Raw genomic sequence first — 25,256 nt, forward strand, 5'->3', positions numbered from 1 at the left:
AATATTTATATGTCATCCCTACAGATGAATTTCATCTAACATACTTTTTATAAAATTCGTCAACAAACATTATTTTACAACTAATTACAAATACCATCAAAATAATCAATTTAAACTTAGACAAATAACTGGCATACAATTTCATAATAAGAGATCCTATACTATCGAAATACATCTATTACAAATTCCCTTTAACGTTTTCAACAATCTCATTTATCGTATTCCGATCAAACTTATCACTAATTTCATATGACTCACGATCTCCTACGAATTGCACGCCTACGATATCATTGCGATCCTTACCGTATTGCACTTCAATAATAGATCCACGCTCTATTTGTTTCCAAATGAGACCTGCTTCATCTTTATTATCTAAAATAATGCAGTCTTCAATATTTTCGTCAATCCCAATTAACTTATTATCATCCATATATCCAATCTCGTATTGTTGCCGTTCTTTCGCTTTGCCACTTACTAATATACCTTTGCTACCATATGAGTAATCCATATAGTCCTTTTTCTCCGTTTGTACCGCTTTCGGCTTTTGTGCTTCAGTTTTTTCAGCAGCCCCACAACCTGTAATAAGACTGATTGGGATAACCACTATCAATACTAATCTAGTAAATTTTTTTATCATTTGTAACCAACCTCATATATTTAATGCAAAACTCCATTTATTACTCTATTAAAGAATAACATGATACTAAGTAAACAGAACGAAAGATAACATATTATTTACATACTCGCACTTTAATGAAGGACCAGGCCATTTAAACCTAGTCCTACATAACTTTAACTTTGCTTCACATACTTAATTGTATTAAATGACGTCTCATTAAATAATTGCAAGTTTTCCCCATCATAATCTTGAACTTTATATGCTATTTTCTTTTTTTGAATTGTATCTTCTACACCGTCTACTAAACGTTTATTGAGATGTAAATAGATTGTAAAAGCTTCCTTATCATATTCCCAAGTTCCTTCAATATAATTCTTTTTATTTGGATACTCACCTTTACCATACGTTTCAAATGTCTTATCACCTTTTAAAATGAGTGACATATTGAAACCGTCTGTTCCTTGGAATCCCCAATTACCAATTAATTCCGTACCATCTTTTACATTCTTCATAACATTATCTGTATTAATTCCAGCTTTCTTATCTAACTCTTTCAAATCTTTCATTGATACTGTACCGTCACCGATTTTAATATCCCCTTCAAGATCTTTAAATGCCTTAAGCCAGTATATATCTCCTTCTTTCACTAACTTTTCAGATTTATCTATTAACTCTTTATCAGTCTTATCACCTTTTTCTCTTTTTTCTTTTCTGGTGAATACTTCATTTATTAAAGAAAAAGACTCTCTAAAATAACTAATTGCTTTTTCAAAATCTTTTTGTTGGTTTACATACTCTGCAGGGGGATCTATTGACTCAAATTTATCTAACACTTTATTTAATTCTTTCACACTATCTACTATATCTGATTTCTTTTTCTTACCGTCAAAAACCTCTCTTGTAATATTGTTATGCTCCGCAAACAACTTATCAAACTCTACTCCTAATTTATACACTTTATTAGGATAGTCTTCCTTTGAAACTTTTTCTTTCTTACTATTAGACTTCGATTCTTTTACTTTAGACTCTTCCGTTTTCTCCTGTTTAGAAGTGTTCGTTTTCTCAGAAACTCCACAACCAAATAACAACATGACCGGAACTGCTACCCCTAGTAGTTTCTTTGCATTCATGACTGATTTCTCCTTCTACTTGAATAGATTACTCTTGCTATACCCATCCTCTTTTTTTATCTTGTAATTAAAGTTACAATCGCAATAACTCCTAGAATCGGTCCCCAATATTCCATTTTTATAAAAAATAATGAGTGCTTTTTGTTAAACATAACTTTTTCACCAGTTTCGGCATCTATATAAACTTTCCCATCTGGCTTATTAATATATTTACCTAAATACCAAGACATAACCCCTGATATAATAAACATTACCGCCATTGGCCAACTATGGTCTTGAAAATATGTAGCGTCCCCCGTTATAGATCCAAAGATAGCCTTACCCAAAAGAGTATTAATAATTACAATAATTGCGACTAAAAAACCCCAACCAGACCAAATAATCATCTATTTCTCCTCCTAAAGCGTACAACTTTGTACTTTATGTTAATTTGAACTGCAAACGAAAATGTTTAAAAAACCGAATATTCAGACGTTAATAATTATATTTAGCTTACATTCGATTCTAACTTTAATGTCCTAAATGCAAATGAACCAGATATAATTTGTAAAATTGTCGGAATAAGTAAAAAGAATAATGACATAAACAACATAACTATAGGAATCACAATCATACAAACTCCATAAACTTTATTATTAACCTTGTTTACTAAACACGATAAAATGAACAACCCTATTTGAACCGTTAAAATAATAGAGTAATAAGCTAAAAGTTCGTAATCAACCCCTTCCATAATATTAAACGCTACAACTATTAATATTATGGAAATAATAATTCCCAAAATGCCACCAATTAAACCTAATACAAATTCAGGCGTTCTTTTCAATTCAATCCCCCTTTTATGAACCACTAACTGCTTGTATATTTTTCCCATTCACCATCATACCAAATATTCATTGGAAAAACTATACATACTTTTCATTCTTCCTTACAGTGACCTTCTTACCATTATAGATAGCTTGTAGCAGTCACAAAATCAAAACCTTCAAAATTACTAACCGGTTTCGATACTTTTAGAAAGTAGACATACCCCTTGAATACAATTAGTATTAACACATGAAATACGAAAGGCTTAAAAAGGCTTTCACATGAAGAAAGGAAGTTGCACAACTATGGATTTTAAAACAGTTATGCAAGAACTTGAATCTCTAGGTAAGGAACGAACGAAAAAAATATACATATCTAACGGTGCGCATGAGCCAGTATTCGGAGTAGCTACAGGTGCTATGAAACCAATCGCTAAAAAAATAAAATTAAATCAAGAGTTAGCTGAAGAGCTTTATGCCACAGGTAACTACGATGCTATGTACTTTGCAGGTATTATTGCCGATCCAAAAGCTATGAGTGAGTCTGATTTTGATCGCTGGATAGACGGGGCATATTTTTATATGCTATCCGATTATGTGGTGGCAGTAACTTTATCAGAGTCAAATATCGCACAAGATGTTGCTGATAAATGGATTGCAAGTGGGGACGAGCTTAAAATGTCTGCCGGATGGAGTTGCTACTGTTGGCTTTTAGGAAATCGCAAAGACAATGAATTTTCCGAAAGTAAAATTTCCGATATGCTTGAAATGGTGAAAGATACAATTCATCATTCTCCAGAACGAACAAAATCCGCTATGAATAATTTCCTAAACACCGTGGCAATATCATATGTACCACTACATGAAAAAGCAGTCGAGACTGCAAAAGAAGTTGGTATAGTTGAAGTCAAACGTGATAATAAAAAAAGCAGTTTGCTAAATGCTACAGAGAGTATTCAGAAAGAACTTGATAGAGGAAGACTTGGTTTTAAGCGTAAGTATGTAAGATGTTAAAGAAATTCATACCTAGGTGTCAATTCGAGAAGGATTGACACCTTTTTAATTAAGGTTATTCAACTATTAGATAAGCTCAATAACTTCATTAACAGGTTCACTAAACATATCAGGATTTTCATTTTTTATTTCCAATTGGTAGTATCATTTTTTCACCTTCTTGATGTATTTATAACTTTTTACATTTAGTTGAGCTACTAGTTGTTTTTTTATTTTCTCCCATAAAACATCTATTAAAGCTTTCCGTTATAATAAAAATCACTCCTTAACAGAGTGTCATAGAATGATTCATCACATATATCGTTTTCTTATACGACTACATGTCCATAAAAATACTTTTTACCAATCTTCCATTCTTTCTTTGTTAGAACATCGATATATGACATCAACTCTCTATTTTTTTCATCTGTTATTATCGTATCGTATTGAATTGGACATTTGATTCCACTCCAAATTGATAAAACGGAAGGTATAGTAACAACATTATAAGTAGTTCTATCTCTTAAAGAACTCATAACTTCCGAAACTAACTCCTTTGCCAAATCTCCAGGAAAAGATAGCCTAGTACGATAATAGTATTCTTGCGTATCATTATTTTCGATAAAATCAGAATAAGCTTCATTAAATTCTTCTAACGATACTTCATAATACTCGTCCTCAATTCCAAGCATCCATGAAAGTTCATTTCTTATAGCTTTTTCAACAAAGGTATCTTCCCACTCTTCTAGTAACGCTAAAAGATATGGTACTACATGATATGAAAGAGTTTCACCAGCACTTACTACAAAATTATGAACTCCATCCTCTGAAGCACTTGAAAGGAATTTCAAATTATTCGTTTCTAATAAATCATCGTGAGTAGCTACTGAACAAAATAGTCTAGTGCATAAATGTAAAACAAGCTCATTTCGAGTACTATTCATAAGTTCAATTAGTAACCCCTTTACAGAGAAATCACCTAGCTTTAACAATTCATTAATTAAGATAAAGCATTCTTTCTCTGTTGCACTATCCCTTAAGTTAGACTTAAGAGTTTCAATTGTATGATTAGAAACTTCTCCATACCAAATATCTTTTTTTAAATGCTCTAAGTCCATCATTCTCTCTCCTTTTATTGCTGCTTACATTTATACGAACCATTTCATATGAATAATATTATTAATCATGTAACTTATTTAAAAACTCCGTAAAATTATTAGAAATATAGAATACATTTTCTCTTGCTCGTTCCTCTGCTGCTTCTTCCGTAATCCCTTCACTTTCCATCAAAGTTTCCTTTTCCCATGCTCCCTCATGTTCCCAAAAAACGACAATTGGATCTTCTTCATGATTTTTATAATCAAAGCAAATTAAATTTCCTGCTGGGTCAAATGCGAATGGAATCAATGCACTCGGTAATGTGTCATTGTAATCATTGAATATCTCAATAATATTTTCATCATCATCCATATCATAAGTTAGTAATGTACCAAAAACTTTTCTCTTCCCCTCAACTTCAAATACTTCTGGACTAACATGTGCTCCGTTATTCTTCATTACACATTCTATATAATCTAAAGGGAAATGAATGCCCAACTCTTTTTCCACGTTCTTTACATTTTCTCGCAATAAAGGCTTATCTGGTAATCTCCATTCTACTTTATTCATCTCCTAACCCCCCACTGAATCTCCTCAAGTCTTTTTCTCATTTATATTTGTTTGTTCGCGCCATAAACATACTTCTATATTTCGATACCTCTTCACATTTCCTATACTCTTTCTACGACTATCTCTCACTCGAATTACAATTCGTTATTTTATTAACATTCAACATTTTTAATATAGTGCTTATTACTTATTTAAACCGCTACTGAATTTTTCCGCATATAATATATCGAATTCAGTTAGTTCTATTTTTTGTTCTACAATATTCCCTTGTTCATCATACTTTTTAAAAGTCATTTCACGTCCCGCAATACATTCAGACTCATGCTTCTTCATTCCATTTTGAAAAAATTCAACACAGTGCCCTTCAACCGCGCTTCTATTCATATTACTGATTCTTTTTATATTTCCATCCATATAAAACTCCACATACTCTCCTTGTTTAACACCATTTTCTACATAGAAATAACATTCTATATTTCCATTCTCATAAACATCATAAGCTAAGCCAGTAAACAATTTTTCTTTACCATCATCCGCACACTCTACTATTCCTAACCCATAAGGTCCCCCATATTCTAAACATTCTTCAAACTCAAGGCCATTCTGTATTATATACTCCTTCGTTAACACATCATTTAACATTTTCAATCCTCCTTTACAATATTAGCTAATGTTAGTGATGTTAAAATTAGTATGTAAAGGAAAGTTTTTATCGTAATATACTTCTATTTTTATTATGTAATTTCTACATACAATGAGAGGTATTTTCTAATATTTGTTTATAACGTACGCTACCCATATCATAGGTCTTTCAATGGTCAAAATTCATTTACTTCTCACCATGTTTCATATTTGCTTTAGAGCAGTCCGCTTCACCAAATCTACAATCTGCAATATGTATTTTCTCTAAATTACAGCTTCTGAAATCAGCAAACTCAAAATCACAATCAAAAAACGATGCTCTCATACTTGTTTTGCCATAATATCCTCTGCCATCACCTCTGACAAATCAAAAAATAAGGTCTACATTGCTCATATCTAGCCCATCTATTATTTCATCATTGTATTGAGATCGATTTAATATTTCCATGACTCTTATTCTATTATTCTCATTCATAACTGCGTTCCCTTTTCATTTATCTTGTTAAATAATCCTTCCAGGCAACATTCGGAGAAAAAGATACTCCCATCCGATCCTCATCAAAGCTTGGTAGAGCCATTACTTGAGCTGGTTCTAAATATTTCATTGCAGATAGCCAACTATCAAGCAACAAATCCATATCAGATTCTAAAGGGTTGTGTAAAAGATCTATGCAAGTTCCACCCCAATTCAGTTCTGATACCACCCCTGGGCTATTTAATAATAATTCTTTATCAAACATGTCTAAAATATGACCACTCAAATATGTTCTAGCTCCTAATCCTAATGGACCATTCGGAAGAAACCTAACTGGTATGGGTTGAGAAGATATTTCCATCCACATTTGTAAGCGCTCGCGTTCGGTATTCCATGGATAGGACAATGGCCAAAAAATTTGAGTTACTCCAATACGAGGTTTCGCGATTTCTGCGATTTGATCAGATAACTCAATAAAAGCAGACCATAATTTTTTAGGTATCGACTTATGAAACTCAAAGTTTAAAAACGAACGATGACTCCAGTTAACTTGAAAACTTCCTGTGTAGTTCACAGACTTATCACGATACAAGTGAACTTCAGATACTCTACGCTCTGAAATTACTTTTTCTAAAATTTCCTGACGGTTATATTCTATCTTTACTGTTTCACAGTTCCCCCAATGAGTAGGAGTAAATTTCTCATTTGACTCAAATACATGCAAAAGACGCCCCAGTATCTCTTCTTCATTAAAAGATATTGTTGGATACATTGTAATAAAGAAAAAATCAGGTTTCATGTAAATTCTCCCTTCAATATATAATTTTAACATTTAAATACATATTTTCTGTTATTTTCACATATTTTTTCTGATTTTTAAATTCACTCCTCAATCGCCTAATGAACTAACAGATCCCCTTAGTTATTTTTCATTTTGCACAGTATGTATTAATTACGCACAAATAAAAAAACTACAGTCTAGTATATCACTGTAGATTCTTACATTTACTCTTCTTGATAATGCACTATATCATAGGGATAGTGTGGTGTCTCTTTCAAAACTGCATTATCTTAAGTCTATTTATAGTACTTAATGCATCTTTCTTGGAAAAGGATTCTATCATCAAACAGCACTTCTTCTTGCAGAAACTTTATTATATCCTCTATTTTCGCAATGAATAATGTGAAAAAATCGCCCGAATTAGGATATGAAAATAGTCCATACCCCTTTGGTGACAGTATTTTGTTGGCCAATTCAATCTTTTCAGGTAAATATTCATAGTTAAATGCTTCTAATTTCTCGAGTTCTTCTTGTGTCGCTAATTCAATTTGGTTTGTAAATTCGTAATCAAGCATAAAGTTGACAATTTCTTGATATTGCTCACCTTTATAGTCAACGTATAAAAACAGTTTCGTCATCAAACCATATTTTAATAGATCTTCATGTAAGCCATAACCTCCTTGCTCCTTCAAAAACGTTTCCAAATCCTCACTATCGGGAAATATACTCTGCGCTATACCTTGATTATGCATATTAGCTTCCTCCTTTTTTATTAAAATAATTCTCCATGCTTGTTAGGAATATATTCCGGATAGTTTTTACGATAAAATTGATCAATCATCTGAAGCACAGGATCCCATTTAGGATATGGCTCACGTTCCCCAAATACCATTCTCGCTTCTGGAGTATTCATCAGAAAATTATCAATTTGAGTAGGTACTGGCAACCCTAGTTGTTTCCTTACATGAATTAAAAATAAGATTTCAACAGGATAAAACCCATATCTGAAATCGCCAAATTCACCTAGTTGTCCGATTTCAGAAACTAATGCAGAATGATAATGAGCCATTATTGAAATTAGATGTTCTATTTCTTCTAAATCATCAGTCGCCCAACGTCCCAACACTTCATCATACATGTTAAGGTCTTCAGGAATTAAATCGCATCGCAGCTTAGCTTCCTTAAACTTATTTTTCACGATTAAGTGCAATTTTTGATTTGTTCCCATGATGGTTTTATTTTTATATTGCAAGTACAGCTCTAGCAAAAACCAAATATGTCTATTCTCTTCATTAGCATCTATTAAATGTCCACAGAAGTGATGAACCATAAAATCATATAATATATTCTCTTCTTTCTCCCATCCATACATTGCAAAATGAACTATTGTGAGGGTGACTTCTCTAAACGTATATCCCAAAATCATCTTTGGATACCTGATTGTATAGAGATCCTGTCCCATGCACTGGTAAAATAAGACTTTCTGCATGTTCTTTAATCCTTCTACATTGTTTCCATCGTTTATTAATACATCGTTTTTCCATAGTGACAAGTGATATGAGAAAATTTTGCTTAAATTTATTAATAAGATGTGACCTTTCTCTATTTCATTTTGCTCAACAATCTTCTCAATCTTATTTTTACTGACATTATACTTATCTTTAACATCTTCAAATTTGATTCCATCCACAAAATTTTTGCTATATCTTTTAAAAGCCATTTCTAACTTTTTTTGATTCATAACTGCATCCTTCCTATGAATACATCTATTTTCTTCTTTAACCTTTCCCCTTAATTCACTCTCACCTTCAACGAGCTCATATATTTCTATACAATTTGTATTATCTATTCATATAACTTATCACCAGACACACTTTTTGGTTCAATCCAAACCTCGCATTTACACAGTGCATCTTTTTCAGTAAATTAAAGCAATAGAAACTATCTTTAGTTTTTCCTCTTCTCTTATTTTTTCCCACAACTGTTTGCTAAGTGAACATGTTCATTAAAAATGTTGTTGTTAATTTGTTTTTCATATTTCTTTAATTCTTCATTGATTTTACTGCCAGTTTTACTTTCAAAACTTTTCTCTAATTCTGCTGCTATATCTCTTAGACTTGTTTGTAATTCATGAAATGTCCCTATATTTTTTTGAAGAGCATATGTATCTTCTTTTATAATGTCTATTGATTTAAACCCTACTTCTGTTTTTAACATCATACGCTGCATTTCTCTTTCAATCTGTTTTTTAGCAGCTTGTAACTCCTCAACAACCTGACTCGCTAAATCTCCTGTCACATTTTCGATTTGCTTTTCTATCTTTTTAATTTCCCCCATAAAATCCATCATATAATTATCTCCTTATCTAAACTGAAAATTCCCCGCTAATTGATTATCTTTATCCCTAAGTGAATTTGCTGCATCACTAATTTCATCCCCAAATCTACTTAAACTTTTTTGTTCTTTTCTTAAAAGATGAATTAATTCTTCTGCCATGTGTACATCGTGAAAATAGTCATTTCCACCTTCTTTCGTTTTAGCAATTCGTGAGATGGCTTCATCTATTTCGTATGCTTCTAATAGATGATATTTCCCACCTGGCCCTGTTTCATATTTTAATTGACTTTTCAACTTTTGAACCGCTTCAGCTTCTCTTCTTTGAAACTCTTCTATATTTTTTGCTATATCTGATAATCGATTACTGAGCATTTGAATTTTTTGTGCTTGTCTTATAATATCTTCAGGTTCTAATTTTAATAGGGGGCTTCCATTTGAATGAAATGCTCCTCTAAATGTATCTCTACCGTGTCCTTCCATAGTTAAACGTGTAAAAAAATCTTCTTTTGTATCATTCTGTCTCACTGTAAATTGCTTACCAATTAGAGGTGCACCGAATTGAGTATGGTTACCAATTGGGTCATTCTCATGTGTATAATCCGTAGCTTTGTTTTCCATTTCCCCTCTATCTACTCGTTTTTTCGCTTCAGGACTTAGCAAACGATAAGGGTTTGGTGCAGCCCATGTAGTTGCATAAAAATTCCGTTCCGAAGCAACATAATCAGCTTCTGCGCCTCCTTTACTATGCCCTGTAGCATGCACATAAGTTGGCTGATATGTTTCATTTACTTTATCTACCCATTCCAATCCGGTATTAAAAGATGTTGCAAAATCTGGTTTTACTGTTTGACTATTACTTGGAGTAATTACTTTAGAATGTGTTTTAATTCCAAACGTAATTTGATCGATATCTGTTTCGAAATCTGCTAATTGCTTAGGCTCTGTTCCACGAAATGCAAATACTATAGTTTCATAGTGAGTTTTATTCTCTTTATAATCATTTTTCGGTACCACTGCAATAGCTTGTAATCCATTTTTCACTTTTTGACAATCTGCATCTATTGATTCTATAACAACCCATTTTTTACCATTAACACCTTTTATTTCTACACCTTTGTGCAAAAATTTATCATCATACACTTTATCTGATAGTTCGAAGTAATCTTCATCTGTCGCAATTGAATTCTTTTTAAATTCACTCATATCTTTCAACTCATTTCATGGTATATTTTAACTATATTCAAATACAAGGGGATTTTTTATGAAGAAAAAATTAGTAATTATTTTATCCATTATTTGTATTATAGCAGGAGGATTTTTTACTTTGGAATACTTAAAACATAAAGAAAAAGAAGAATTTTTTTGGAAAACACAAGAAACAAGAGTAGAAAAGTATATTCATTATAATGTTAAAGATGTTAAATCGATTACATTTATAGAACATAAAATAAGTCCAATGGGAATTCCGTCTATAGAAGGATATATAAATGATGATAAAGATCTATGGTTTGATGCTAGTATCAGTACTACAGAAAACTTCGAAGATAAATTTTCACGTTCTGGAGAACTAGGAAAACTTATAAAAGACCCTGAAAAATCCGTATCCGAAATTGAAGAGGAAGAGAAAGAAAAGAAAAAAGAATAGTCTCTGCACTATTCTTGTCTATCCCATTTTAAAAAGAATGTAATGGTAAGTTTTTTATAAGGGGCATTTCTAATGAAGAAAGTAGTTATTTTGATTGTGTCTGCTTTGTTACTCATAGCAGGAGGATTTTTTACTTTGGAATACTTAAAACATAAAGAAGAAGAGGAAAAGTTTTGGAAAGTACAAGAAACAAGAGTAGCAAAATATATTCATTATAATGTTAAAGATGTAAAATCTATTACATTTACAGAACACGAAACTAGTCCTATGGGCGTTCCTCATATAAAAGGATATATAAATGATAATCAAGAATTATGGTTTGATGCCGGTCTTAATAGTAATGATAATTTCGAAAGGAAATTGGGGCGTTCTGGAGAACTTGGACAACTTATAAAACAGCCTGAAAAATCCGTATCCGAAATTGAAAAGGAAGAGAAAGAAAAGAAAAAAGAATAGTCTTTGCACTATTCTTGTCTTCCCTATCCAATTTTAAAAAGAATGTAATAGGGGCATTTCTAATGAAGAAAGTAATTATTTTAATTGTATCTGCTTTGGTGCTCATAGCAGGAGGGTATTTTACAATGGAATACTTAAAACATAAAGAAATAGAAGAAAAGTTTTGGAAAGCACAAGAAGTACGTGTAGAAAAGTATATTCATTATAATATTAAAGATGTGAAATCTATTACATTTACAGAACGTGAAACTAGTCCTATGGGCATTCCTAGACTAAAAGGGTATATAAATAATAACCAACAATTAGATTTTGTAGCTCGTATTAGTACTACAGAAAATTCCGAAGATAAATTTGACTGCTCTGCGGAATTAGGAAAACTTATAAAAGATCCTGAAAAGTCTGTTTCCGAAATTGAAAAGGAAGAAAAGAAAAAAATCCAAGAGTAGTCTTTACGATTACTCTTTTGTTTTCCTATAAAAAATAAAACAAAAGTTGATTATTTGTAATATAGTAATAGCCATTTAACTATCTATAAGATAATTTTTTTATATTTGATAACCATATGCCTATCAATCCCATTATTTTAGTCTTATTTTTTTTTCCAATCTTTATTATCTCTCATCTATCTTACGTTTTATGTATGCAGCGATTTCTATTCTCTTGTTTAGCTATGTCTCTTACATTTGCAGAAACATGAATTATTCAACCGAAGATTTATAATCACTCTTTACATTTTTTAACCCTTCTATTACATTATTTATTCTTATCGATAAATCTTTTATTTCCTCTACTGTCAATTCACCTTCTGCCTCTTGAAGATTAAACATACTTAGCCTCTTTGTTATACCTTTAATACGCCCAACAAAAACCATATGATGATTGACTGCTATTTCTCCTATGGCAGTATCAACGATAACATCTTCAATCTTTCCTACATTATCAAATTCATCCGCTAGTTTTGCTATAGCATATCGATACCCTCTCTCTTCATCTAATAACTCTTCGTACGCCTCCCGAATTGCATGAAATAATTCATCATACTCCCAATCTTTCATACATCCTCCCTCAAAAAAATCCCCACGCTTATGTGAAAATAATCTTTCAACACAAATATGAGGACTTCCTTATTTCATTACTATACTTTATACATTTTATTCGTTAGAATCTTCGTCTTTCAATTTATATACTCTATCTCTTTTCTCATCACTTTTGACAAAAATAAGCTTTTCTTCTTTAACAAACCCTTCTAATAGTAAGCATACTTGCCCATATGCTTTAGGCTTATTCGTTGTGAATCTTTCATCTGATATTTTACCAGCTCGTATTAATTGTTCGCATAACTCAAGTGCACTTATTTCTTCAGAATTAATTAATTCTAAAATGTCCTTTTGTAAGGGCGATAAAGGTACGGGAATCTCAGCTACCTCTACCTTTCCTCGTTTGTTTTCTTCTTCAAATAAATCTTCGAATGAAATTTGATTCATACTTCTTTTCCTTTCTAACGATTGATTTGTATAACATGAACTGAATCCTATAGCGTATGTATTATTATGTATCACTTACCTTTTTTCAAAAATCTCAAACTCATGTACATCGTTTCATATAGTATATTTCGATTATACCAAATATACGTTCTGTTTTCTATTGTAGAATTCGTTATAATAGGGATGAAAGTAATAATGAACATTTTCTCGTTGTTAATTGTATACTCTCTGTAAAAAATAGAAATATAATCTGTAAATTTGTATAATAAAATAGTACGAGTGAAATTTTATTATAGAAAGGTTCTGGTAACATGTTAGGTATTCATGTTGAAAAAACAAAAGATGAACTAATTATTTCATGGCAATTCTCTAAAATTCATATTCCATTATGTGAAATCACTGAGGTAACGGAAGATAATACATATGCTGGTGTTGAAGAAAAAAGCGTAATCCGAATTGGAACAGCATATGGTACAACTGATCGTATTTTAATTAAGACAGTAAAGCAAAATTATTTACTATTCACTACTAATAGAGTATCCATTTTAAATAAAATAAAAGCTTAATTGTTTTTCTTCCTATATTTAAATGTTAAACACCTACATTCTATTATAGGAAACGCTACAAAAGATTCGTTGATTACTCCTGCTCCTAATTCGGAAGCGTATGGTGAAACTATATAACACAAACACCCTAACTCTTCGCTAGGGTGTTCTTAGTTTTATCTATAATACAGTAGTTCTACAATTCTTATTTATTTTTATGAACTCCTTGTAATTGACTAAGAACTTCATTGGCAGTGATTTCAAATCTTTTCGGGTTATTAGTAATAATTTCATTAAGTAAATCAATTACTTTTAGTTGTATATCATAATTCATTCCTACAAGCACTTTAGCATACTCACTTCTATACAAATCATCATTTAAAATTCTTTTATTTAATAGCATTGCCCACTCTTTTGCACTCTCAACCATTTTTGGTAAAGCTTTAGGCATCTCCGTTAAATATTTTTCCATTTCAAAACTTTCAATAAAATGAACTAGACCAAACATAACCTCTTCCGCTTGTGTTTCATCCTCAAATACTATACACAACTCTTGAATAAGCTCCTTAACAGTACAATCTGCTAAATTTTCTAGTGCATTGTCAAACTCTTCACATTCCGATTGATTTTTTAAAAATCTACAACTATATAGTCTCTTAACCTCAGATTGATAGTCCATATACATTTCTCCTTTTAAATGAATTGGGTAATTAAATTAATATGATCATAAGTTTTCAATCTTTATAATCCGCTTAACCCAAGAAAAGGAACAAACCCGAAACATTCATTATACGTAGGGGTTCCACGCTTTTCTATTACCTCAATATATGACCTCAAATGTACATTTTTAAATATTCAGCAATTTTTTGTCCTCTTTCAGTAGCAAATTCATAAGCTCCCATATCTTTCATAATCTTTCATAGTATCCCCTGTATACTTTACAGTAATATCAATACCATTCTTTACAATATTAAGATGCCTATCATAAATTGCTGAGAATAGTGAATTTCTATTTGGATCACTAACATCTAATATTGCACCATTATCAAATAAGTACTCAACAATAGCCATCTCACCAAAAACTGCATCATTTATAATCATTTTTAACTCTCCCTATTTACTCCCTTGGATTCATATCGATTTCTCTATTCGTATGAAAGCTACCCTCTAACATTAACTGTTTTTTCCAGTCACTTCTATACTCAGTATAGTACTATCAATTGCTAATTTTCCAACGAGTTTTTCCGCCTTACCGTATGGAAATTTCTCTACTAATATATAAGGAAGATTTTTTGAACCCTTTAGCAAATCAATTGCGGAAATCTCAAGCCCTAATACGTTCTTTATTCTTATTAAATCTTTCAAACCTTCACTAGGGGTTTTCACTAACACTATATTACAAATATCAGATGACTTATGTATTGTTTTCTGTTCTATTTCACTTACACAACCACTATTCACCCATTTTTTAAAATCAGCGGTAATTACAGTAGCATGACTTGGATTCATGTCCCCAGAATCAATTACTAACACCTCTTTTTCCTCTGCATGTTGAGCCATTAAAAATACATTACCGCCACCGTCATCACCAATTGCGACATACCCCATTGCATACTCATCTACTTCCCAAACCTCGTTCCTTTCTGCAATATGCTCCGTACCATAAATAAGTAACCCACCACCGATTGAAAAGCCATTTGTACATCTCAATAATTCCTTATATGCATTAGGTAATGTAACATTCATACAATTTTCTACTGCTTGAATTTCAATATCACTCGCTGCTGACTTTTCTATCAAATCTGGAATATTAGATAGATTAATCATTTAATAATCCCTCCTAAACTATCAAGATATTTAAACGTATTGCCTGTCATCTCTCTATAATCGTTTCACAATAGAGTTCATTAAATCATAAAGTATGTCGGTATGTAAGCCTTCATTTTTCATTTGGTAAGTAGATAATCATTTTCCCTTCCATGTACTCACCTTTCCATCCACAAGGCCATCCTCCCATTTTATACACCTTAAATACCTTTTCATAAAAATTATCCACTTTTCCATTTACTAAACGATTTAGTGCACACATCTCAAGGTCTCTTTCTACTTCCTCAACTAACTTAGTATTTTCACCATACTTCATCCCTGTAGCCACCTTCCGCGTCCGTCGTCCTTCGTTCTCATTCTCCGTACTGTATTCACTTATGGATATTCTTTTGAATTTCATTGATTTTTTGTAAGTATCTTTACTCATGCAGAGCTGCCTCGGAACCCCATTGCCCTCGCTTCGAAATAAATTCTAATCAAAAACAACTCTCAATCCTCAGTTTTACAATAAATAAAAAGAATCCATTTTGAAAAAAGATTGAGCAAAATGGATTCTTCTTCAGCAGATTTTTTGTTTCGACTTTATAAGAATTCGAGCATTTTCTGCCTGTATCGCTCCATCATTGTGCCTGATTGTTCTCGCTAAAGTAAAGAGGCATTATTAAACTTTCTTAATATACTCATACACTTCTTTAGGTTTTATATTAAGCATGTGGGCAATTTCCGTTATTTTCTTTCCTTCTTCCTTCATCTTTTTTACTTTTCTCTCCATTGTTTGCTCATATTCTTCTGCGATATCAAATAATGGACTTAATAAAGAGTGCCATATTTCAAAATCAGTAAATTTATTTCTTTCTAAAAACTCATTTAACAATATATCCAATTCTTTAGTTAGTATCATTCTTTTACCTTCTAACACTTGTTTCTCAGTTAGAAAATCACCTATATCTTTCATAAAATTAATAAATGATTCCATGGAATCTGCAAGAAAATCGCCACCACTCCAACTATCCATCCCGTGCATGAGTGAAGATATAGGGTATCCTTCCTCACTTAAGTCAATAATAATTGGATCTCCACACATAGTTTCATATGCAATAACAATCCAATTTGCATCCCAAGTATCTTCCTCATCGGTTACAAGGGAGTTTCCGTCGGTGTCAATGCTGTATCCTACTTGAAATTCATCTAATTGCTCAAAAGAACATACATCAAAATTCACATACTCTCTAATTTTTTTATGCTCTAAGTTCATAAGTTCTAAATTTCTCTTTACCTCTACTTTTTGATGATAAGAATTAAATTGTATCATTGTCATTTTTACTCCATCCCTATTATTACATTAAACTTCTAATCTTCATAAATTACCGATCCCATATACTTCAGGCTTCTACCATCCAGTTTTGCTTCTTCAACAAGTTCTTCATATTCAAAATCATATAACCTAATGATAGTATTGTATTGTTCTTCTAAATTTTCACCATAAAATTCTATAAGTTCACTTATAATTGATTCAGAATACGAAGCATTCTGTAGTAATTCAGACAAAGAAGATGTAACATGATTATATGTACATTCTAATAAGTCTTGGTTATACTCAATGAAATCTATTTGAAAGTCAGTCATAAAACGTGAAGGGATTCTGTTCCCCTCATTATCATATTTTATTTCTACATACTTTTAAAGCTTCATTTACATTAATAGCCTTTTAAATAAAAAAACTGAAAGAGGATTAATCCACCTTCCAGTTTCTTCTTTCATTATTCTATCGGCCCCATAAATTGAGTAATTAAATAAACATGCTCGATAAGTTTGACTTTTTGTAAGTTTTCTACTTTTTCTGGTCCACCTAGTGCAAGTAAAGGTGTGTAACCAAAACATTCATCTATTTCAAGCTTTCCGTATGTATTTAATGCCTGCTGATAATGCTTCCAATCCAATACTTTCTCTAAAAAATAATCATCTTTCGTATTTTTAAAGAAAAACTTGAATTTTCCAGCTACTACATCTACCGTACCTTTTCGATACTTAAGTAATAATAAATAGTTATTTTCCCACACAAGAATATCTCCCATACCTGTTGTAAAAATTGGGATAGCTTCTTCATAACGGATATAACTTTCCTTTAATATATCTAAATATTTTTCTGGGTTTATTGCTCTTAAGTATCCATTTAACATACTCCCAAACCCATAGCATTTCCATAAATCTATTATTTGATTTGGAATTTTCCCTGTATACTTTTCAATAACCTCTGTTGATGGTTTTTCGAAATATATAAAATCATTTATATTTTCCATAGTATCCCCCTACTCCGATTTCAATCTAACATAAAGATATGTCAATTTTTTTCTTCCTCTAATACGGTGTCAGCAACTCGTCTAATTTCCTTATCCACATTACCAATCCTGCTTTTCCACTGCGAACCTATTGATGAATTAATTCTAGAATCACCCATGCCAGTTATTTTTAATGGATTTCCACCCGCAATTTGATCTGGGTCATGTAATGTAGCTTTATCCTTTATCCACTTTAAAGCTTGCTCTTCTGCTTCCCTAAATGAAAAACCTTCTTCCATAAATTCATCAATTTTATCTTGCACAGCTTGTTTTCGTGTTAATCTTTGAGCTGAATTTGTTTGTTTTGATCTCCCATATTTTAAAAATTAGTTCCGATTCTAAATAAACTCATAAACTGTCAATTTTCCCAGTCCATCTTCTTGGTTTTTTAATTGTCGTATAAACTCATCTTCATTATGTTTCCGATTACGTTTAAATTCGATTCCAATTTCGTCAGTACGCGAGCTATTATTACCCACTCCGCTAGTTTTATTACTTCCTTCTAATTTACTATGCCCATGAGCAAGTTGATAAACGTCATCCTTAGTTACCGTACTTGCCTTTGAAAACTTTCCAGTTACTTCTCCAACAGTTGAAGGAAGCTTCACTCCTATTCCAGTATCCACCATCCTAACCGCTACTGGAATAGGAGTATTTTTCATAGCATCTAGTGCATTCTTTAAAGTCTTATTTTCCCTAGGCGATTGTACCACATTATTTCTACGCTAAAACACAAAAAAGCGCTTGTTGCCTCAAATAGACAATCAAGTGCTTTAAGTTCATATGTTTTTAAGTAGCATAAATTTGTAAGATTTATAAGATCTGTAAGTTTTGTATTAACAGTACGACACCTTTTACATGCCATGACAACTACTACGCTAAAACTTACGAGCTTGTACGAGTTCTTTAGTTTAATATATATTCCATGTAATTATATTCATCGCCATGTAAAATGTCATCTCGCCTAAGCTCGTACTTCGTTTTCTATTCTATCATTGCACACAGTACTCCATGATGGTACAACCATCATGGAGTATGTATTTTCAAACACCCTATTATTTTTTTATCTACTTCACATAAACTTTGTTTTTCATTGATTTATATATGTGTTAATGTGTTTCGTTATCATATTCGCTTGTAGAATATAAATTAAGTAGTAAGTCTAAGTCATTTGAACGAATCCTATATCTCTATTTACCTAGTAATAAAATATCTATTTATTCTATTATTGTACTGCCCCCATAAAACTAGTAATAATAAGAATATGTTCCTTTAATTTGACCTTTTTTAAGTTCTCTACTTTTTCTGCTCCACCTAAACCTAATAGAGGTGTATAACCAAAACACTCCTCGTAATCTAACTCATTATATTGTTTAAGCGCTTCAGGATAAGGTTGCCAAGATAAATCTTCATCTCTAAATTCTAAATCAGCAATATTTTGAAAGAAAAATTCAAATGTAAACATAATGGTCTTTACTATACCATACCTGTAATTAAGTAATCTAACATATCCATCTGACCAAATAACCAAGTCTCCCATACCCGTAGCAAACAATACTATTGAATCCTTATATCTTTGACTACTCTCCTCCAAAATCTCTTTAAATTCCTCTGGATTTACACTTTTAAAATACCCTTGCATAAATGTACCAAATCCATAATTACTCCATAAATTTATTATTTCATTAGGTACTACATGTTTATACTTTTCAATGATTTCACTCGGAACTTTATTATGCAACTTAAAATCTTTTAAATATTGTTCCATCTAAACTCCTCCTCTAATGTGTTAATTTTACATTCAAATAAGTACTTTTTAGTTGTTCTGGTGTCATGTTTTTGGCTAATTCCTTAATTTGTTCATCAACAATATCAATCCTATACCGCCATTGACTACCTATAGAAGAATTAATCCTTTTATCTCCCATACCTCCTATTATTTCTACCTTTCCACCTGCTATCTGGTCAGGGTTGTGAAGTGCAGCTTGAGTATCTAGCCATTCCTTGGCTTTTTTCTTGGCATTTGATAACGTTAATCCTTCTCTTTGTAGTTCATTTACCTTTTGTACATAAGCTTCTTCTCTAGCAGCTTGTTGAGCAGCATTCCCTTCAATAGCTCGCCCCTGTGCTATGTATCTTTCACGATTTTTTAAATACTCATCCACTGTAAGCTCATTCATACCTTTTTCTTGGTCTTTTAATTGTCTCGCAAACTCTTCTGAATCATGTTTTACATTTCTATTAAAGTTCACTTCAATTTCTTTTATTTTAGGTACATCATTTAAATGCTTACCATTACCCGTACCCTTAGCAAGTTGATAAGCGTCATTCTTAGCTACCGTACTTGCCTTTGAAAACTTTCCAACTACTTCTCCAACAGTTGAAGATTCTATATATGGACAAAAAAATCCACAGTGTAAAAGTTTATCACTGTGGATTCTTACATTTATTTTTCTTGGTAATGCACCATATCATAAGGGTAGTACGAAGTATCTTTCAAAGTTGAGTCATCTAATTTTAAAATTTTTACGATTGCTCCACTTTCAAAACTCCAGTAACCACTATAAATGTCATTTTTATTTTCATGTGCATCGTACCCTGTTTCCGAATAAGTTCTCAAGAAACTTTCACTATAATAATTGGCTTTGAATTATCTCGACCGCTTTCTAGTTTAACATACCCATCACTTGCTTTAGCCATTTCACTTTATTCTTTAAAAATCTTTCTCCTTCGCTCATAGAATCTAGTGAAATAGCACATACTATCTTAATTCTAATTTAAGTTGCTGTTTTAACAACTTCAATAATATCATGAAAATCTCGTGATAATTCTTCATTTCTACCATCTTTATACATGAAATACCCTTCCAATCCTCTATGAATAATAGCAAACATAGTAGGATGGAAATTTTTATCTGTGGAATTAATAAGAAACTGGCTAAATTGAACAGCAGACTCTAAAGAATAATTTAGTTTTTCGTTTAAAATCTGAATCATAGCACCTTGTATGTCAACAGGTTTAATATTTTTTTCGTGTCCTAATCCATTAAACATTCCAAAAAGGTATGCACCTAAGATTTGCTTTTCTTGTTCATCATTGATGTCTATTTTAAAAACCTTATATATGGTAGTATTTATAATATTCATACATTCATTAAGGAAATCTTTATTTTCTTCCAAAAAACTTCACTCCTTATCATATAACTTTTATATTTCCTTTAGGATATTCTCCAGTCCACCCACATGGAATATAACCATTTATATATATTTCGTATAAACAATTATAAAATTCAGACTCGCATACTAAAGAATAACTTTTATATAGTGCGATATTCATTATATCAAATAAAATTTGACTTTTCATGTTTTCTAAAAGTTGTCCTTCACTAATTAGAACAGACAATTTTTCATCAACAATAGGAATAATTTCCTTCTTTATATCCATCGCTAAATTATTCCAATTTTTATTATACATTTCTTTATAATTCTTTGATAAATGTGAAGTAACATCCCCTATTTTATCTAAACAAAGGTTCTCCCACTTTAATTGATTAATACTTTTACTAGCCAATTTTAAAGTTGGTACTATCTCAAAATCAACTTCTAATTTTCTAGTGTGTGATAAAAAATCAATTCTACATAAAGACTGCACGACTTCATTTTCTAATCTCACTTTACTTCCTCCATCAAGGTTTTGGTTTTGGTAAATTAATTCTCCCCGGTATTCTAGGCACGAAATCATCAGCCAAAAGACCAGCATTTATTTGTTGCTTAATCGCTTCTGAAACTGCTTTGTTTACTTGTGCTTCTGATAACCCTGCATTAATTAAAGAATCTCTCAATGCATTGTTATAGTCTGTTAAATTAGGCTTAAGTCCTGCTAGATCTCCATTTTTCCTGTAAATATTCCAAAAATCTTCTAAACTTTTATGAGCATTGTAATGGGGGCTATCTATATCTTTAAATATATTTCCTTCCAATTTTACAGAAAGTCCGTCATTTCTTGGGATATAGTCTCTAAAAGCAGCATCTTGATTCAAATGATGTGCTTGACCTGAAATTTCTTTATTTTTCCTCAGATTTTTGTATGAATCAATTAAGATATCATCGAATTCATTAGCCCCACTGGCTCCCTTACCAATATTATCCGTACTCTTACTAGCAAGAGAAGCCTCTACACCCTTAATCTTATCATCTATAATCTTATTACTTTCTGTATGATGCTTATTCACCCAGCTTTGGAGATCTGTACCACCTTGTTTAGATATTAGTAAGCCATTTCCGTCAACTTCAAAACTTGCCGATTTGGCTGTCCTATCATCTATGCTTTTGGCTATTTTTTCGCCAAATTGATACATCTTTTCATTTCCGGATTTCTCCATTTTAAGGCTCGCTAGTTTCAAACAATCAAGCATTATAGCTTTATTATCACGCAATGATTGTACCACAATATTTCTACGCTAAAACGCAAAAAAGCACTTGTTGTCTTTAATTGACAATCAAGTGCTTTAAGTTCATCTGTTTTTAAGTAGCATAAATTTGTAAGTTTTGTAGTAACAGTATGACGCCTTTTGTACATCATGACAAATACTATATTAAAACTTACGAGTTTGTACGAGCTTGTTAGTTTAATATACATTCCATGTGTTTATATTTATCGCCCGGTAAAATGTCATCTCGCCTAAGCTCGTACTTTATTTTCTATTCTATCATTGCACATAATACTCTATGATGGTACAACCATCATGGAGTATCTATTTTCAAACACCCTATTATTTTTTCTATCCACTTCACATAAAATTTATTTTTCATTCATCATTATATTTTTTAATCGTGTAATTTACTTAAAAAATCAGTAAATGTATCTGCAATGTAAAATACATTTTCTCTTGCGATTTTCTCTGCTTCTTCTGCCGTAATCCCTTCACTTTCCATCAGCGCTTCCTTTTCCCATGCATCTTCATGTTCCCAAAAAACAACAATTGGATTTTCTTCATGATTTTTATAATCAAAGCAAATTAAATTTCCTGCTGGGTCAAATGCAAATGGAATTAATTCTTTAGGTAATGTATCACTAAAGTCATTATATACTTCAACTATATATTCGTCACTATTTTCATCAAAAGATAATAAAGTCCCAAAAACTCTCTCATGATTATTCACATTAAATATTTCTGGTTCCACATTAGCACCATTATTCACAGCTACACATTTTATATAATCGTTTGGAAATTTAACACCTATTTCATTACCAATTTCCCCTACAAAATCTTCACTTACAGTTGCATCAGCAAATTGCCACTCTACTTTTCTCATCTAATTCCATCTCCCCATAATTTATTTCCACCTAAGTGATTTACTTTATGTACTTTTGAAATAACTAATTGCATCTTGCCAGGAACTTGATGGTGATGCCAAGTTAATCCTTTTATTCTTGCCTTACCAGCATTTATTTGAGCTAATTGATCTGGAGAAAACAATTCTTTTGGAATCTTGCCTGAATCAATCGCTTCTTTTAATTTCCTTGTACATTCCTTAAACTGTGCCTCATCTGGACTAATATGTAAATTCTTATCTAGTCTCATTGTAAATTTAACATCGTCCCCTTTAAATATTGGGAATCCTAAAATATCAAAATCTACTCCTTTTTTCACATGTGTTCCTCCTGCTAAAGGCTTATTTAATATATTATTTTTCGTTTTAGTATTCAAATATGTTTCTGTTAGTCCCACGACTTCTTTAAAATCTTCAACACTATCATATCCCTTAGGAACAATTGATCTATTAATCAAGTTCCCATCTTTATCGTAATTATTTTTAATTACTTCGTCAATTTCAGATCTATGAACAGCGTTACCCGTACCCTTAACCCCACCACTCTCCAAATTCGAGATCCTACTCTGAATACTCGCCTTTGAGGCATCATGGGCTTCTTGGAATTTCCCGCTATAGTTCGTTCCAGTTCTAGCGACACTTCCATCTGGCAGTATTTCTACACCTTTAACGAATAGGGATACGGAGTCCACACCTTTTGCTAATGTAGTTCTAGTTATATAATACTAGAAACTTTTGTTAGCCTTAATTCATAAAAATAATTTCTTTAAATTTATAGTATACCTTTCAATAAAAAAAGCACTCATTGCCTGTAGTCGACAATCAAGTGCTTTAAGTTCATATGTTTTTAAGTAGCATAAATTTGTAAATTTTATAGTAATAGCATGACACCCTTTACATGTCATGACAACTACTACGTTAAAACTTACGAGTTTGTACGAATTCGTTAGTTTCATGCTCACTCCATGTGTTTATATTCACCGCCATGTAAAATGTCATTTCGCCTAAGCTCGTACTTCGTTTTCTATTCTATCATTGCACACAGTACTCCATGATGGTACAACCATCATGGGTCTCTACTTTTAAACCACTTATTGTTTTTCTTTCCACTACAAATATACTTTATTTTTTATCTGGTGAATATACAATTATTCTCCCTTCTGGATATTCACCTTCCCATCCACACGGCCATACCCCAAGCTTATAAACCTCAAAGATTCTTTCATAAAAATTATCAACTTTTCCATTTACTAAACGATTTAGTGCACACATATGTAAATCTCCAATTATTTCTTCAAAAATATCAATATATTGTAATACAAAATCACCTGAATAGTTCTCGGATGATTGAATAATCTCCCTTATAGGGCGCTCCATAGAGTTTAAATCATGCTCATATAATTGTCCTATTATTTCCCCACCTTCTGAGGATTTAATATCTTCCCAAACGTTTTCAACCTCATCCAAATCTTGAGACCATGCCAATTCTTGTGCTCTTTCATACTCATTAACCATAACAACATCACGATTTAGAAGGTTTTCATTATGAAAAAGTTGTAAATTTGTAATAAAATTAATAACCTCTTCGACTAATTGAGTGTTTTTTCCGTACTTCATTTATTTATCCACCTTTCTCAAAGTTCTTCAGTAGCACCGCCACCTCTTTGCCAAATCTTTATTTCTTCATTTAATTTTGTCTTATAAAACTTCTCAATACCAATTTCTAATACCTTTGATTTGTATAATGGTAAGCCACTTTCTGTACCTTTTTTAAATTTTTGTTGCAATTCAAATACTTGTTGTTCCAACTCCTTAATACTTTGATTGATATTTAATTTATCTAACTGATCTTTAACCACATTATTATATACACTATGAAATCCTCTATGCCTAGACAAAGCACTTGGATCTTTTGCTGGTATCGGTAAAAATATCCCGTTATCAGCATGATCCATATCCATTCCAATTTTCTTTAATACCGGATGATTTCTTAAGTTTTTAGGTATTATATGTTGTGCCTGATATCCTTTCCATGATGCAGAACGTGGAAGCCCCATGGATTCCAATAAATTTTGCCCTAATTTTGTAGAACTACCTCCTGTAACCTTTCCAGGGGTACCTGGAATAAGTCTAGTAGTTTCACCCGTACCCTATGTTGTAATCTTAAACCCTCACA

33 protein-coding genes and 6 pseudogenes are annotated in these 25,256 nt (G+C 31.8%); 5 read left to right on the plus strand and 34 right to left on the minus strand.

Annotated features, from left to right (window positions below):
- Nucleotides 1–178: 178 nt before the first annotated feature.
- The 4 genes from HFD78_RS12985 to HFD78_RS13000 all read right to left on the minus strand — a co-directional run bounded on the left by HFD78_RS12985 (nt 179) and on the right by HFD78_RS13000 (nt 2,575).
- The gene (locus HFD78_RS12985) at nt 179–637 is read right to left on the minus strand and encodes a hypothetical protein (protein WP_000591634.1); all 459 of its coding nucleotides are present in this window, start codon (nt 635–637) and stop codon (nt 179–181) included.
- 155 nt (nt 638–792) lie between these two features.
- Nucleotides 793–1,749 carry a DUF3994 domain-containing protein gene (locus tag HFD78_RS12990; protein WP_000992205.1) on the minus strand — a complete coding sequence of 319 codons (957 nt, stop codon included), beginning with the start codon at nt 1,747–1,749 and terminating at the stop codon, nt 793–795.
- A 56-nt stretch (nt 1,750–1,805) separates the two neighbouring features.
- Nucleotides 1,806–2,135 carry a hypothetical protein gene (locus HFD78_RS12995; protein WP_000587853.1) on the minus strand — a complete coding sequence of 110 codons (330 nt, stop codon included), beginning with the start codon at nt 2,133–2,135 and terminating at the stop codon, nt 1,806–1,808.
- A 101-nt stretch (nt 2,136–2,236) separates the two neighbouring features.
- Nucleotides 2,237–2,575 carry a DUF4064 domain-containing protein gene (locus HFD78_RS13000; protein ID WP_000831724.1) on the minus strand — a complete coding sequence of 113 codons (339 nt, stop codon included), beginning with the start codon at nt 2,573–2,575 and terminating at the stop codon, nt 2,237–2,239.
- Between the two features lie 286 nt (nt 2,576–2,861).
- Between HFD78_RS13000 and HFD78_RS13005 the strand changes: the two genes are divergently transcribed.
- On the plus strand, nt 2,862–3,569 hold the full coding sequence (locus HFD78_RS13005; protein WP_000346350.1) for a DNA alkylation repair protein: 708 nt from the start codon (nt 2,862–2,864) through the stop codon (nt 3,567–3,569).
- A 308-nt stretch (nt 3,570–3,877) separates the two neighbouring features.
- Here HFD78_RS13005 and imm47 read toward each other — a convergent pair whose 3' ends face one another.
- The 9 genes and pseudogenes from imm47 to HFD78_RS13050 all read right to left on the minus strand — a co-directional run bounded on the left by imm47 (nt 3,878) and on the right by HFD78_RS13050 (nt 10,654).
- Nucleotides 3,878–4,666 carry an Imm47 family immunity protein gene (gene imm47, locus HFD78_RS13010; RefSeq protein WP_000362630.1) on the minus strand — a complete coding sequence of 263 codons (789 nt, stop codon included), beginning with the start codon at nt 4,664–4,666 and terminating at the stop codon, nt 3,878–3,880.
- Between the two features lie 61 nt (nt 4,667–4,727).
- Nucleotides 4,728–5,216 carry an SMI1/KNR4 family protein gene (locus HFD78_RS13015; protein WP_001044972.1) on the minus strand — a complete coding sequence of 163 codons (489 nt, stop codon included), beginning with the start codon at nt 5,214–5,216 and terminating at the stop codon, nt 4,728–4,730.
- Nucleotides 5,217–5,399: 183 nt separating this feature from the next.
- The gene (locus HFD78_RS13020) at nt 5,400–5,858 is read right to left on the minus strand and encodes a toxin-antitoxin system YwqK family antitoxin (protein WP_000930905.1); all 459 of its coding nucleotides are present in this window, start codon (nt 5,856–5,858) and stop codon (nt 5,400–5,402) included.
- 193 nt (nt 5,859–6,051) lie between these two features.
- Nucleotides 6,052–6,333 (minus strand): annotated as a pseudogene (locus HFD78_RS13025) (pentapeptide repeat-containing protein); the annotation flags it as partial.
- 19 nt (nt 6,334–6,352) lie between these two features.
- Nucleotides 6,353–7,132, minus strand: a complete 780-nt coding sequence (locus tag HFD78_RS13030; RefSeq protein WP_000801400.1) for a hypothetical protein — start codon at nt 7,130–7,132, stop codon at nt 6,353–6,355.
- Between the two features lie 278 nt (nt 7,133–7,410).
- Nucleotides 7,411–7,866 carry a DUF6630 family protein gene (locus HFD78_RS13035; protein WP_000551851.1) on the minus strand — a complete coding sequence of 152 codons (456 nt, stop codon included), beginning with the start codon at nt 7,864–7,866 and terminating at the stop codon, nt 7,411–7,413.
- Between the two features lie 20 nt (nt 7,867–7,886).
- The gene (locus HFD78_RS13040) at nt 7,887–8,855 is read right to left on the minus strand and encodes a hypothetical protein (protein WP_001072153.1); all 969 of its coding nucleotides are present in this window, start codon (nt 8,853–8,855) and stop codon (nt 7,887–7,889) included.
- A 224-nt stretch (nt 8,856–9,079) separates the two neighbouring features.
- The gene (locus HFD78_RS13045) at nt 9,080–9,463 is read right to left on the minus strand and encodes a hypothetical protein (protein ID WP_000968637.1); all 384 of its coding nucleotides are present in this window, start codon (nt 9,461–9,463) and stop codon (nt 9,080–9,082) included.
- A 12-nt stretch (nt 9,464–9,475) separates the two neighbouring features.
- Nucleotides 9,476–10,654 (minus strand): alpha/beta hydrolase family protein, encoded by a 1,179-nt coding sequence (locus tag HFD78_RS13050; protein ID WP_001288655.1) that lies wholly within the window; start codon nt 10,652–10,654, stop codon nt 9,476–9,478.
- A gap of 58 nt (nt 10,655–10,712) precedes the next feature.
- Between HFD78_RS13050 and HFD78_RS13055 the strand changes: the two genes are divergently transcribed.
- The 3 genes from HFD78_RS13055 (at nt 10,713) to HFD78_RS13065 (ending at nt 11,998) form a co-directional block, all read left to right on the plus strand.
- Nucleotides 10,713–11,096 carry a DUF1433 domain-containing protein gene (locus tag HFD78_RS13055; RefSeq protein ID WP_000728327.1) on the plus strand — a complete coding sequence of 128 codons (384 nt, stop codon included), beginning with the start codon at nt 10,713–10,715 and terminating at the stop codon, nt 11,094–11,096.
- Between the two features lie 72 nt (nt 11,097–11,168).
- Nucleotides 11,169–11,552: a DUF1433 domain-containing protein gene (locus HFD78_RS13060; protein WP_000758185.1), complete on the plus strand. Its 384-nt coding sequence runs from the start codon at nt 11,169–11,171 to the stop codon at nt 11,550–11,552.
- A gap of 62 nt (nt 11,553–11,614) precedes the next feature.
- Complete coding sequence (locus HFD78_RS13065; protein WP_000755748.1) at nt 11,615–11,998, plus strand: DUF1433 domain-containing protein; 384 nt, start codon at nt 11,615–11,617, stop codon at nt 11,996–11,998.
- A gap of 252 nt (nt 11,999–12,250) precedes the next feature.
- Here HFD78_RS13065 and HFD78_RS13070 read toward each other — a convergent pair whose 3' ends face one another.
- Both HFD78_RS13070 and HFD78_RS13075 read right to left on the minus strand, forming a co-directional pair.
- Complete coding sequence (locus HFD78_RS13070) at nt 12,251–12,607, minus strand: Imm3 family immunity protein (RefSeq protein ID WP_000656073.1); 357 nt, start codon at nt 12,605–12,607, stop codon at nt 12,251–12,253.
- 96 nt (nt 12,608–12,703) lie between these two features.
- Complete coding sequence (locus HFD78_RS13075) at nt 12,704–13,036, minus strand: DUF3895 domain-containing protein (protein ID WP_001071932.1); 333 nt, start codon at nt 13,034–13,036, stop codon at nt 12,704–12,706.
- A 311-nt stretch (nt 13,037–13,347) separates the two neighbouring features.
- On the opposite strand from HFD78_RS13075, the gene HFD78_RS13080 reads away from it, so the two are divergent.
- Nucleotides 13,348–13,602 (plus strand): SunI/YnzG family protein, encoded by a 255-nt coding sequence (locus tag HFD78_RS13080; protein ID WP_000900622.1) that lies wholly within the window; start codon nt 13,348–13,350, stop codon nt 13,600–13,602.
- 184 nt (nt 13,603–13,786) lie between these two features.
- Here HFD78_RS13080 and HFD78_RS13085 read toward each other — a convergent pair whose 3' ends face one another.
- The 19 genes and pseudogenes from HFD78_RS13085 to HFD78_RS13170 all read right to left on the minus strand — a co-directional run bounded on the left by HFD78_RS13085 (nt 13,787) and on the right by HFD78_RS13170 (nt 25,206).
- On the minus strand, nt 13,787–14,260 hold the full coding sequence (locus tag HFD78_RS13085) for an Imm30 family immunity protein (RefSeq protein ID WP_000386362.1): 474 nt from the start codon (nt 14,258–14,260) through the stop codon (nt 13,787–13,789).
- Nucleotides 14,261–14,414: 154 nt separating this feature from the next.
- Nucleotides 14,415–14,667, minus strand: a pseudogene (locus tag HFD78_RS13090) (ankyrin repeat domain-containing protein); the annotation flags it as partial.
- Nucleotides 14,668–14,754: 87 nt separating this feature from the next.
- Nucleotides 14,755–15,408: an SMI1/KNR4 family protein gene (locus HFD78_RS13095; RefSeq protein ID WP_000609230.1), complete on the minus strand. Its 654-nt coding sequence runs from the start codon at nt 15,406–15,408 to the stop codon at nt 14,755–14,757.
- 112 nt (nt 15,409–15,520) lie between these two features.
- Entirely contained in the window at nt 15,521–15,724 is a 204-nt protein-coding gene (locus tag HFD78_RS29455) for a hypothetical protein (protein ID WP_000873537.1), read from the minus strand.
- 345 nt (nt 15,725–16,069) lie between these two features.
- On the minus strand, nt 16,070–16,726 hold the full coding sequence (locus tag HFD78_RS13105; protein ID WP_000177844.1) for an SMI1/KNR4 family protein: 657 nt from the start codon (nt 16,724–16,726) through the stop codon (nt 16,070–16,072).
- 32 nt (nt 16,727–16,758) lie between these two features.
- Nucleotides 16,759–17,088: pseudogene (locus tag HFD78_RS13110) on the minus strand (immunity 22 family protein); the annotation flags it as partial.
- A gap of 80 nt (nt 17,089–17,168) precedes the next feature.
- The gene (locus tag HFD78_RS13115) at nt 17,169–17,708 is read right to left on the minus strand and encodes a T6SS immunity protein Tdi1 domain-containing protein (protein ID WP_000427868.1); all 540 of its coding nucleotides are present in this window, start codon (nt 17,706–17,708) and stop codon (nt 17,169–17,171) included.
- Between the two features lie 9 nt (nt 17,709–17,717).
- A pseudogene (locus HFD78_RS29935) lies at nt 17,718–18,463 on the minus strand (polymorphic toxin type 15 domain-containing protein); the annotation flags it as partial.
- A 509-nt stretch (nt 18,464–18,972) separates the two neighbouring features.
- Complete coding sequence (locus HFD78_RS13125) at nt 18,973–19,515, minus strand: T6SS immunity protein Tdi1 domain-containing protein (protein WP_000438858.1); 543 nt, start codon at nt 19,513–19,515, stop codon at nt 18,973–18,975.
- Nucleotides 19,516–19,528: 13 nt separating this feature from the next.
- A complete protein-coding gene (locus HFD78_RS13130) occupies nt 19,529–19,999 on the minus strand; it encodes a polymorphic toxin type 15 domain-containing protein (RefSeq protein WP_001010540.1) in 471 nt (156 codons plus the stop codon).
- A gap of 194 nt (nt 20,000–20,193) precedes the next feature.
- Nucleotides 20,194–20,394: pseudogene (locus tag HFD78_RS13135) on the minus strand (PoNe immunity protein domain-containing protein); the annotation flags it as partial.
- A 130-nt stretch (nt 20,395–20,524) separates the two neighbouring features.
- Complete coding sequence (gene imm48, locus HFD78_RS13140; protein ID WP_000392122.1) at nt 20,525–20,926, minus strand: Imm48 family immunity protein; 402 nt, start codon at nt 20,924–20,926, stop codon at nt 20,525–20,527.
- Between the two features lie 16 nt (nt 20,927–20,942).
- Nucleotides 20,943–21,419 carry a hypothetical protein gene (locus HFD78_RS13145; protein ID WP_001235344.1) on the minus strand — a complete coding sequence of 159 codons (477 nt, stop codon included), beginning with the start codon at nt 21,417–21,419 and terminating at the stop codon, nt 20,943–20,945.
- A 13-nt stretch (nt 21,420–21,432) separates the two neighbouring features.
- A pseudogene (locus tag HFD78_RS13150) lies at nt 21,433–22,194 on the minus strand (hypothetical protein); the annotation flags it as partial.
- 379 nt (nt 22,195–22,573) lie between these two features.
- Nucleotides 22,574–23,062, minus strand: a complete 489-nt coding sequence (locus HFD78_RS13155) for an SMI1/KNR4 family protein (RefSeq protein ID WP_001233226.1) — start codon at nt 23,060–23,062, stop codon at nt 22,574–22,576.
- Nucleotides 23,059–23,772 carry an HNH endonuclease gene (locus tag HFD78_RS13160; protein ID WP_000378747.1) on the minus strand — a complete coding sequence of 238 codons (714 nt, stop codon included), beginning with the start codon at nt 23,770–23,772 and terminating at the stop codon, nt 23,059–23,061. Before HFD78_RS13160 ends, HFD78_RS13155 begins: the two co-directional genes overlap by 4 nt.
- Before the next feature lie 57 nt (nt 23,773–23,829).
- The gene (locus tag HFD78_RS29470) at nt 23,830–24,036 is read right to left on the minus strand and encodes a hypothetical protein (RefSeq protein WP_000779207.1); all 207 of its coding nucleotides are present in this window, start codon (nt 24,034–24,036) and stop codon (nt 23,830–23,832) included.
- A gap of 166 nt (nt 24,037–24,202) precedes the next feature.
- Nucleotides 24,203–24,697 carry a hypothetical protein gene (locus tag HFD78_RS13165; RefSeq protein ID WP_000873546.1) on the minus strand — a complete coding sequence of 165 codons (495 nt, stop codon included), beginning with the start codon at nt 24,695–24,697 and terminating at the stop codon, nt 24,203–24,205.
- Nucleotides 24,698–24,714: 17 nt separating this feature from the next.
- Nucleotides 24,715–25,206 carry an AHH domain-containing protein gene (locus tag HFD78_RS13170; RefSeq protein ID WP_033668022.1) on the minus strand — a complete coding sequence of 164 codons (492 nt, stop codon included), beginning with the start codon at nt 25,204–25,206 and terminating at the stop codon, nt 24,715–24,717.
- Between the last annotated feature and the right edge of the window lie 50 nt (nt 25,207–25,256).

Source organism: Bacillus sp. EKM501B (genome assembly GCF_011800505.1).
In the GTDB taxonomy this organism is placed as follows: Bacteria; Bacillota; Bacilli; order Bacillales; family Bacillaceae_G; genus Bacillus_A; species Bacillus_A cereus.

What these genes read in the sequence shown, in the direction of transcription:
- HFD78_RS13035 (WP_000551851.1), bottom strand. Translation starts at nt 7,866, where the DNA reads ATGCATAATCAAGGTATAGCGCAGAGTATATTTCCCGATAGTGAGGAT.
- HFD78_RS13045 (WP_000968637.1), bottom strand. Translation starts at nt 9,463, where the DNA reads ATGATGGATTTTATGGGGGAAATTAAAAAGATAGAAAAGCAAATCGAA.
- HFD78_RS13015 (WP_001044972.1), bottom strand. Translation starts at nt 5,216, where the DNA reads ATGAATAAAGTAGAATGGAGATTACCAGATAAGCCTTTATTGCGAGAA.
- HFD78_RS13065 (WP_000755748.1), top strand. Translation starts at nt 11,615, where the DNA reads ATGAAGAAAGTAATTATTTTAATTGTATCTGCTTTGGTGCTCATAGCA.
- HFD78_RS13030 (WP_000801400.1), bottom strand. Translation starts at nt 7,132, where the DNA reads ATGAAACCTGATTTTTTCTTTATTACAATGTATCCAACAATATCTTTT.
- HFD78_RS13020 (WP_000930905.1), bottom strand. Translation starts at nt 5,858, where the DNA reads ATGTTAAATGATGTGTTAACGAAGGAGTATATAATACAGAATGGCCTT.
- HFD78_RS13005 (WP_000346350.1), top strand. Translation starts at nt 2,862, where the DNA reads ATGGATTTTAAAACAGTTATGCAAGAACTTGAATCTCTAGGTAAGGAA.
- HFD78_RS13060 (WP_000758185.1), top strand. Translation starts at nt 11,169, where the DNA reads ATGAAGAAAGTAGTTATTTTGATTGTGTCTGCTTTGTTACTCATAGCA.
- HFD78_RS12995 (WP_000587853.1), bottom strand. Translation starts at nt 2,135, where the DNA reads ATGATTATTTGGTCTGGTTGGGGTTTTTTAGTCGCAATTATTGTAATT.
- HFD78_RS12985 (WP_000591634.1), bottom strand. Translation starts at nt 637, where the DNA reads ATGATAAAAAAATTTACTAGATTAGTATTGATAGTGGTTATCCCAATC.
- HFD78_RS13165 (WP_000873546.1), bottom strand. Translation starts at nt 24,697, where the DNA reads ATGAAGTACGGAAAAAACACTCAATTAGTCGAAGAGGTTATTAATTTT.
- HFD78_RS13095 (WP_000609230.1), bottom strand. Translation starts at nt 15,408, where the DNA reads ATGATTAATCTATCTAATATTCCAGATTTGATAGAAAAGTCAGCAGCG.
- HFD78_RS13105 (WP_000177844.1), bottom strand. Translation starts at nt 16,726, where the DNA reads ATGACAATGATACAATTTAATTCTTATCATCAAAAAGTAGAGGTAAAG.
- HFD78_RS13080 (WP_000900622.1), top strand. Translation starts at nt 13,348, where the DNA reads ATGTTAGGTATTCATGTTGAAAAAACAAAAGATGAACTAATTATTTCA.
- HFD78_RS13125 (WP_000438858.1), bottom strand. Translation starts at nt 19,515, where the DNA reads ATGGAACAATATTTAAAAGATTTTAAGTTGCATAATAAAGTTCCGAGT.
- HFD78_RS13070 (WP_000656073.1), bottom strand. Translation starts at nt 12,607, where the DNA reads ATGAAAGATTGGGAGTATGATGAATTATTTCATGCAATTCGGGAGGCG.
- imm47 (WP_000362630.1), bottom strand. Translation starts at nt 4,666, where the DNA reads ATGGACTTAGAGCATTTAAAAAAAGATATTTGGTATGGAGAAGTTTCT.
- HFD78_RS13075 (WP_001071932.1), bottom strand. Translation starts at nt 13,036, where the DNA reads ATGAATCAAATTTCATTCGAAGATTTATTTGAAGAAGAAAACAAACGA.
- HFD78_RS13055 (WP_000728327.1), top strand. Translation starts at nt 10,713, where the DNA reads ATGAAGAAAAAATTAGTAATTATTTTATCCATTATTTGTATTATAGCA.
- HFD78_RS13040 (WP_001072153.1), bottom strand. Translation starts at nt 8,855, where the DNA reads ATGAATCAAAAAAAGTTAGAAATGGCTTTTAAAAGATATAGCAAAAAT.
- HFD78_RS13155 (WP_001233226.1), bottom strand. Translation starts at nt 23,062, where the DNA reads ATGAGAAAAGTAGAGTGGCAATTTGCTGATGCAACTGTAAGTGAAGAT.
- HFD78_RS13115 (WP_000427868.1), bottom strand. Translation starts at nt 17,708, where the DNA reads ATGGAAAATATAAATGATTTTATATATTTCGAAAAACCATCAACAGAG.
- HFD78_RS29455 (WP_000873537.1), bottom strand. Translation starts at nt 15,724, where the DNA reads ATGAAGTATGGTGAAAATACTAAGTTAGTTGAGGAAGTAGAAAGAGAC.
- HFD78_RS12990 (WP_000992205.1), bottom strand. Translation starts at nt 1,749, where the DNA reads ATGAATGCAAAGAAACTACTAGGGGTAGCAGTTCCGGTCATGTTGTTA.
- HFD78_RS13085 (WP_000386362.1), bottom strand. Translation starts at nt 14,260, where the DNA reads ATGGACTATCAATCTGAGGTTAAGAGACTATATAGTTGTAGATTTTTA.
- HFD78_RS13050 (WP_001288655.1), bottom strand. Translation starts at nt 10,654, where the DNA reads ATGAGTGAATTTAAAAAGAATTCAATTGCGACAGATGAAGATTACTTC.
- HFD78_RS29470 (WP_000779207.1), bottom strand. Translation starts at nt 24,036, where the DNA reads ATGAAACTAACGAATTCGTACAAACTCGTAAGTTTTAACGTAGTAGTT.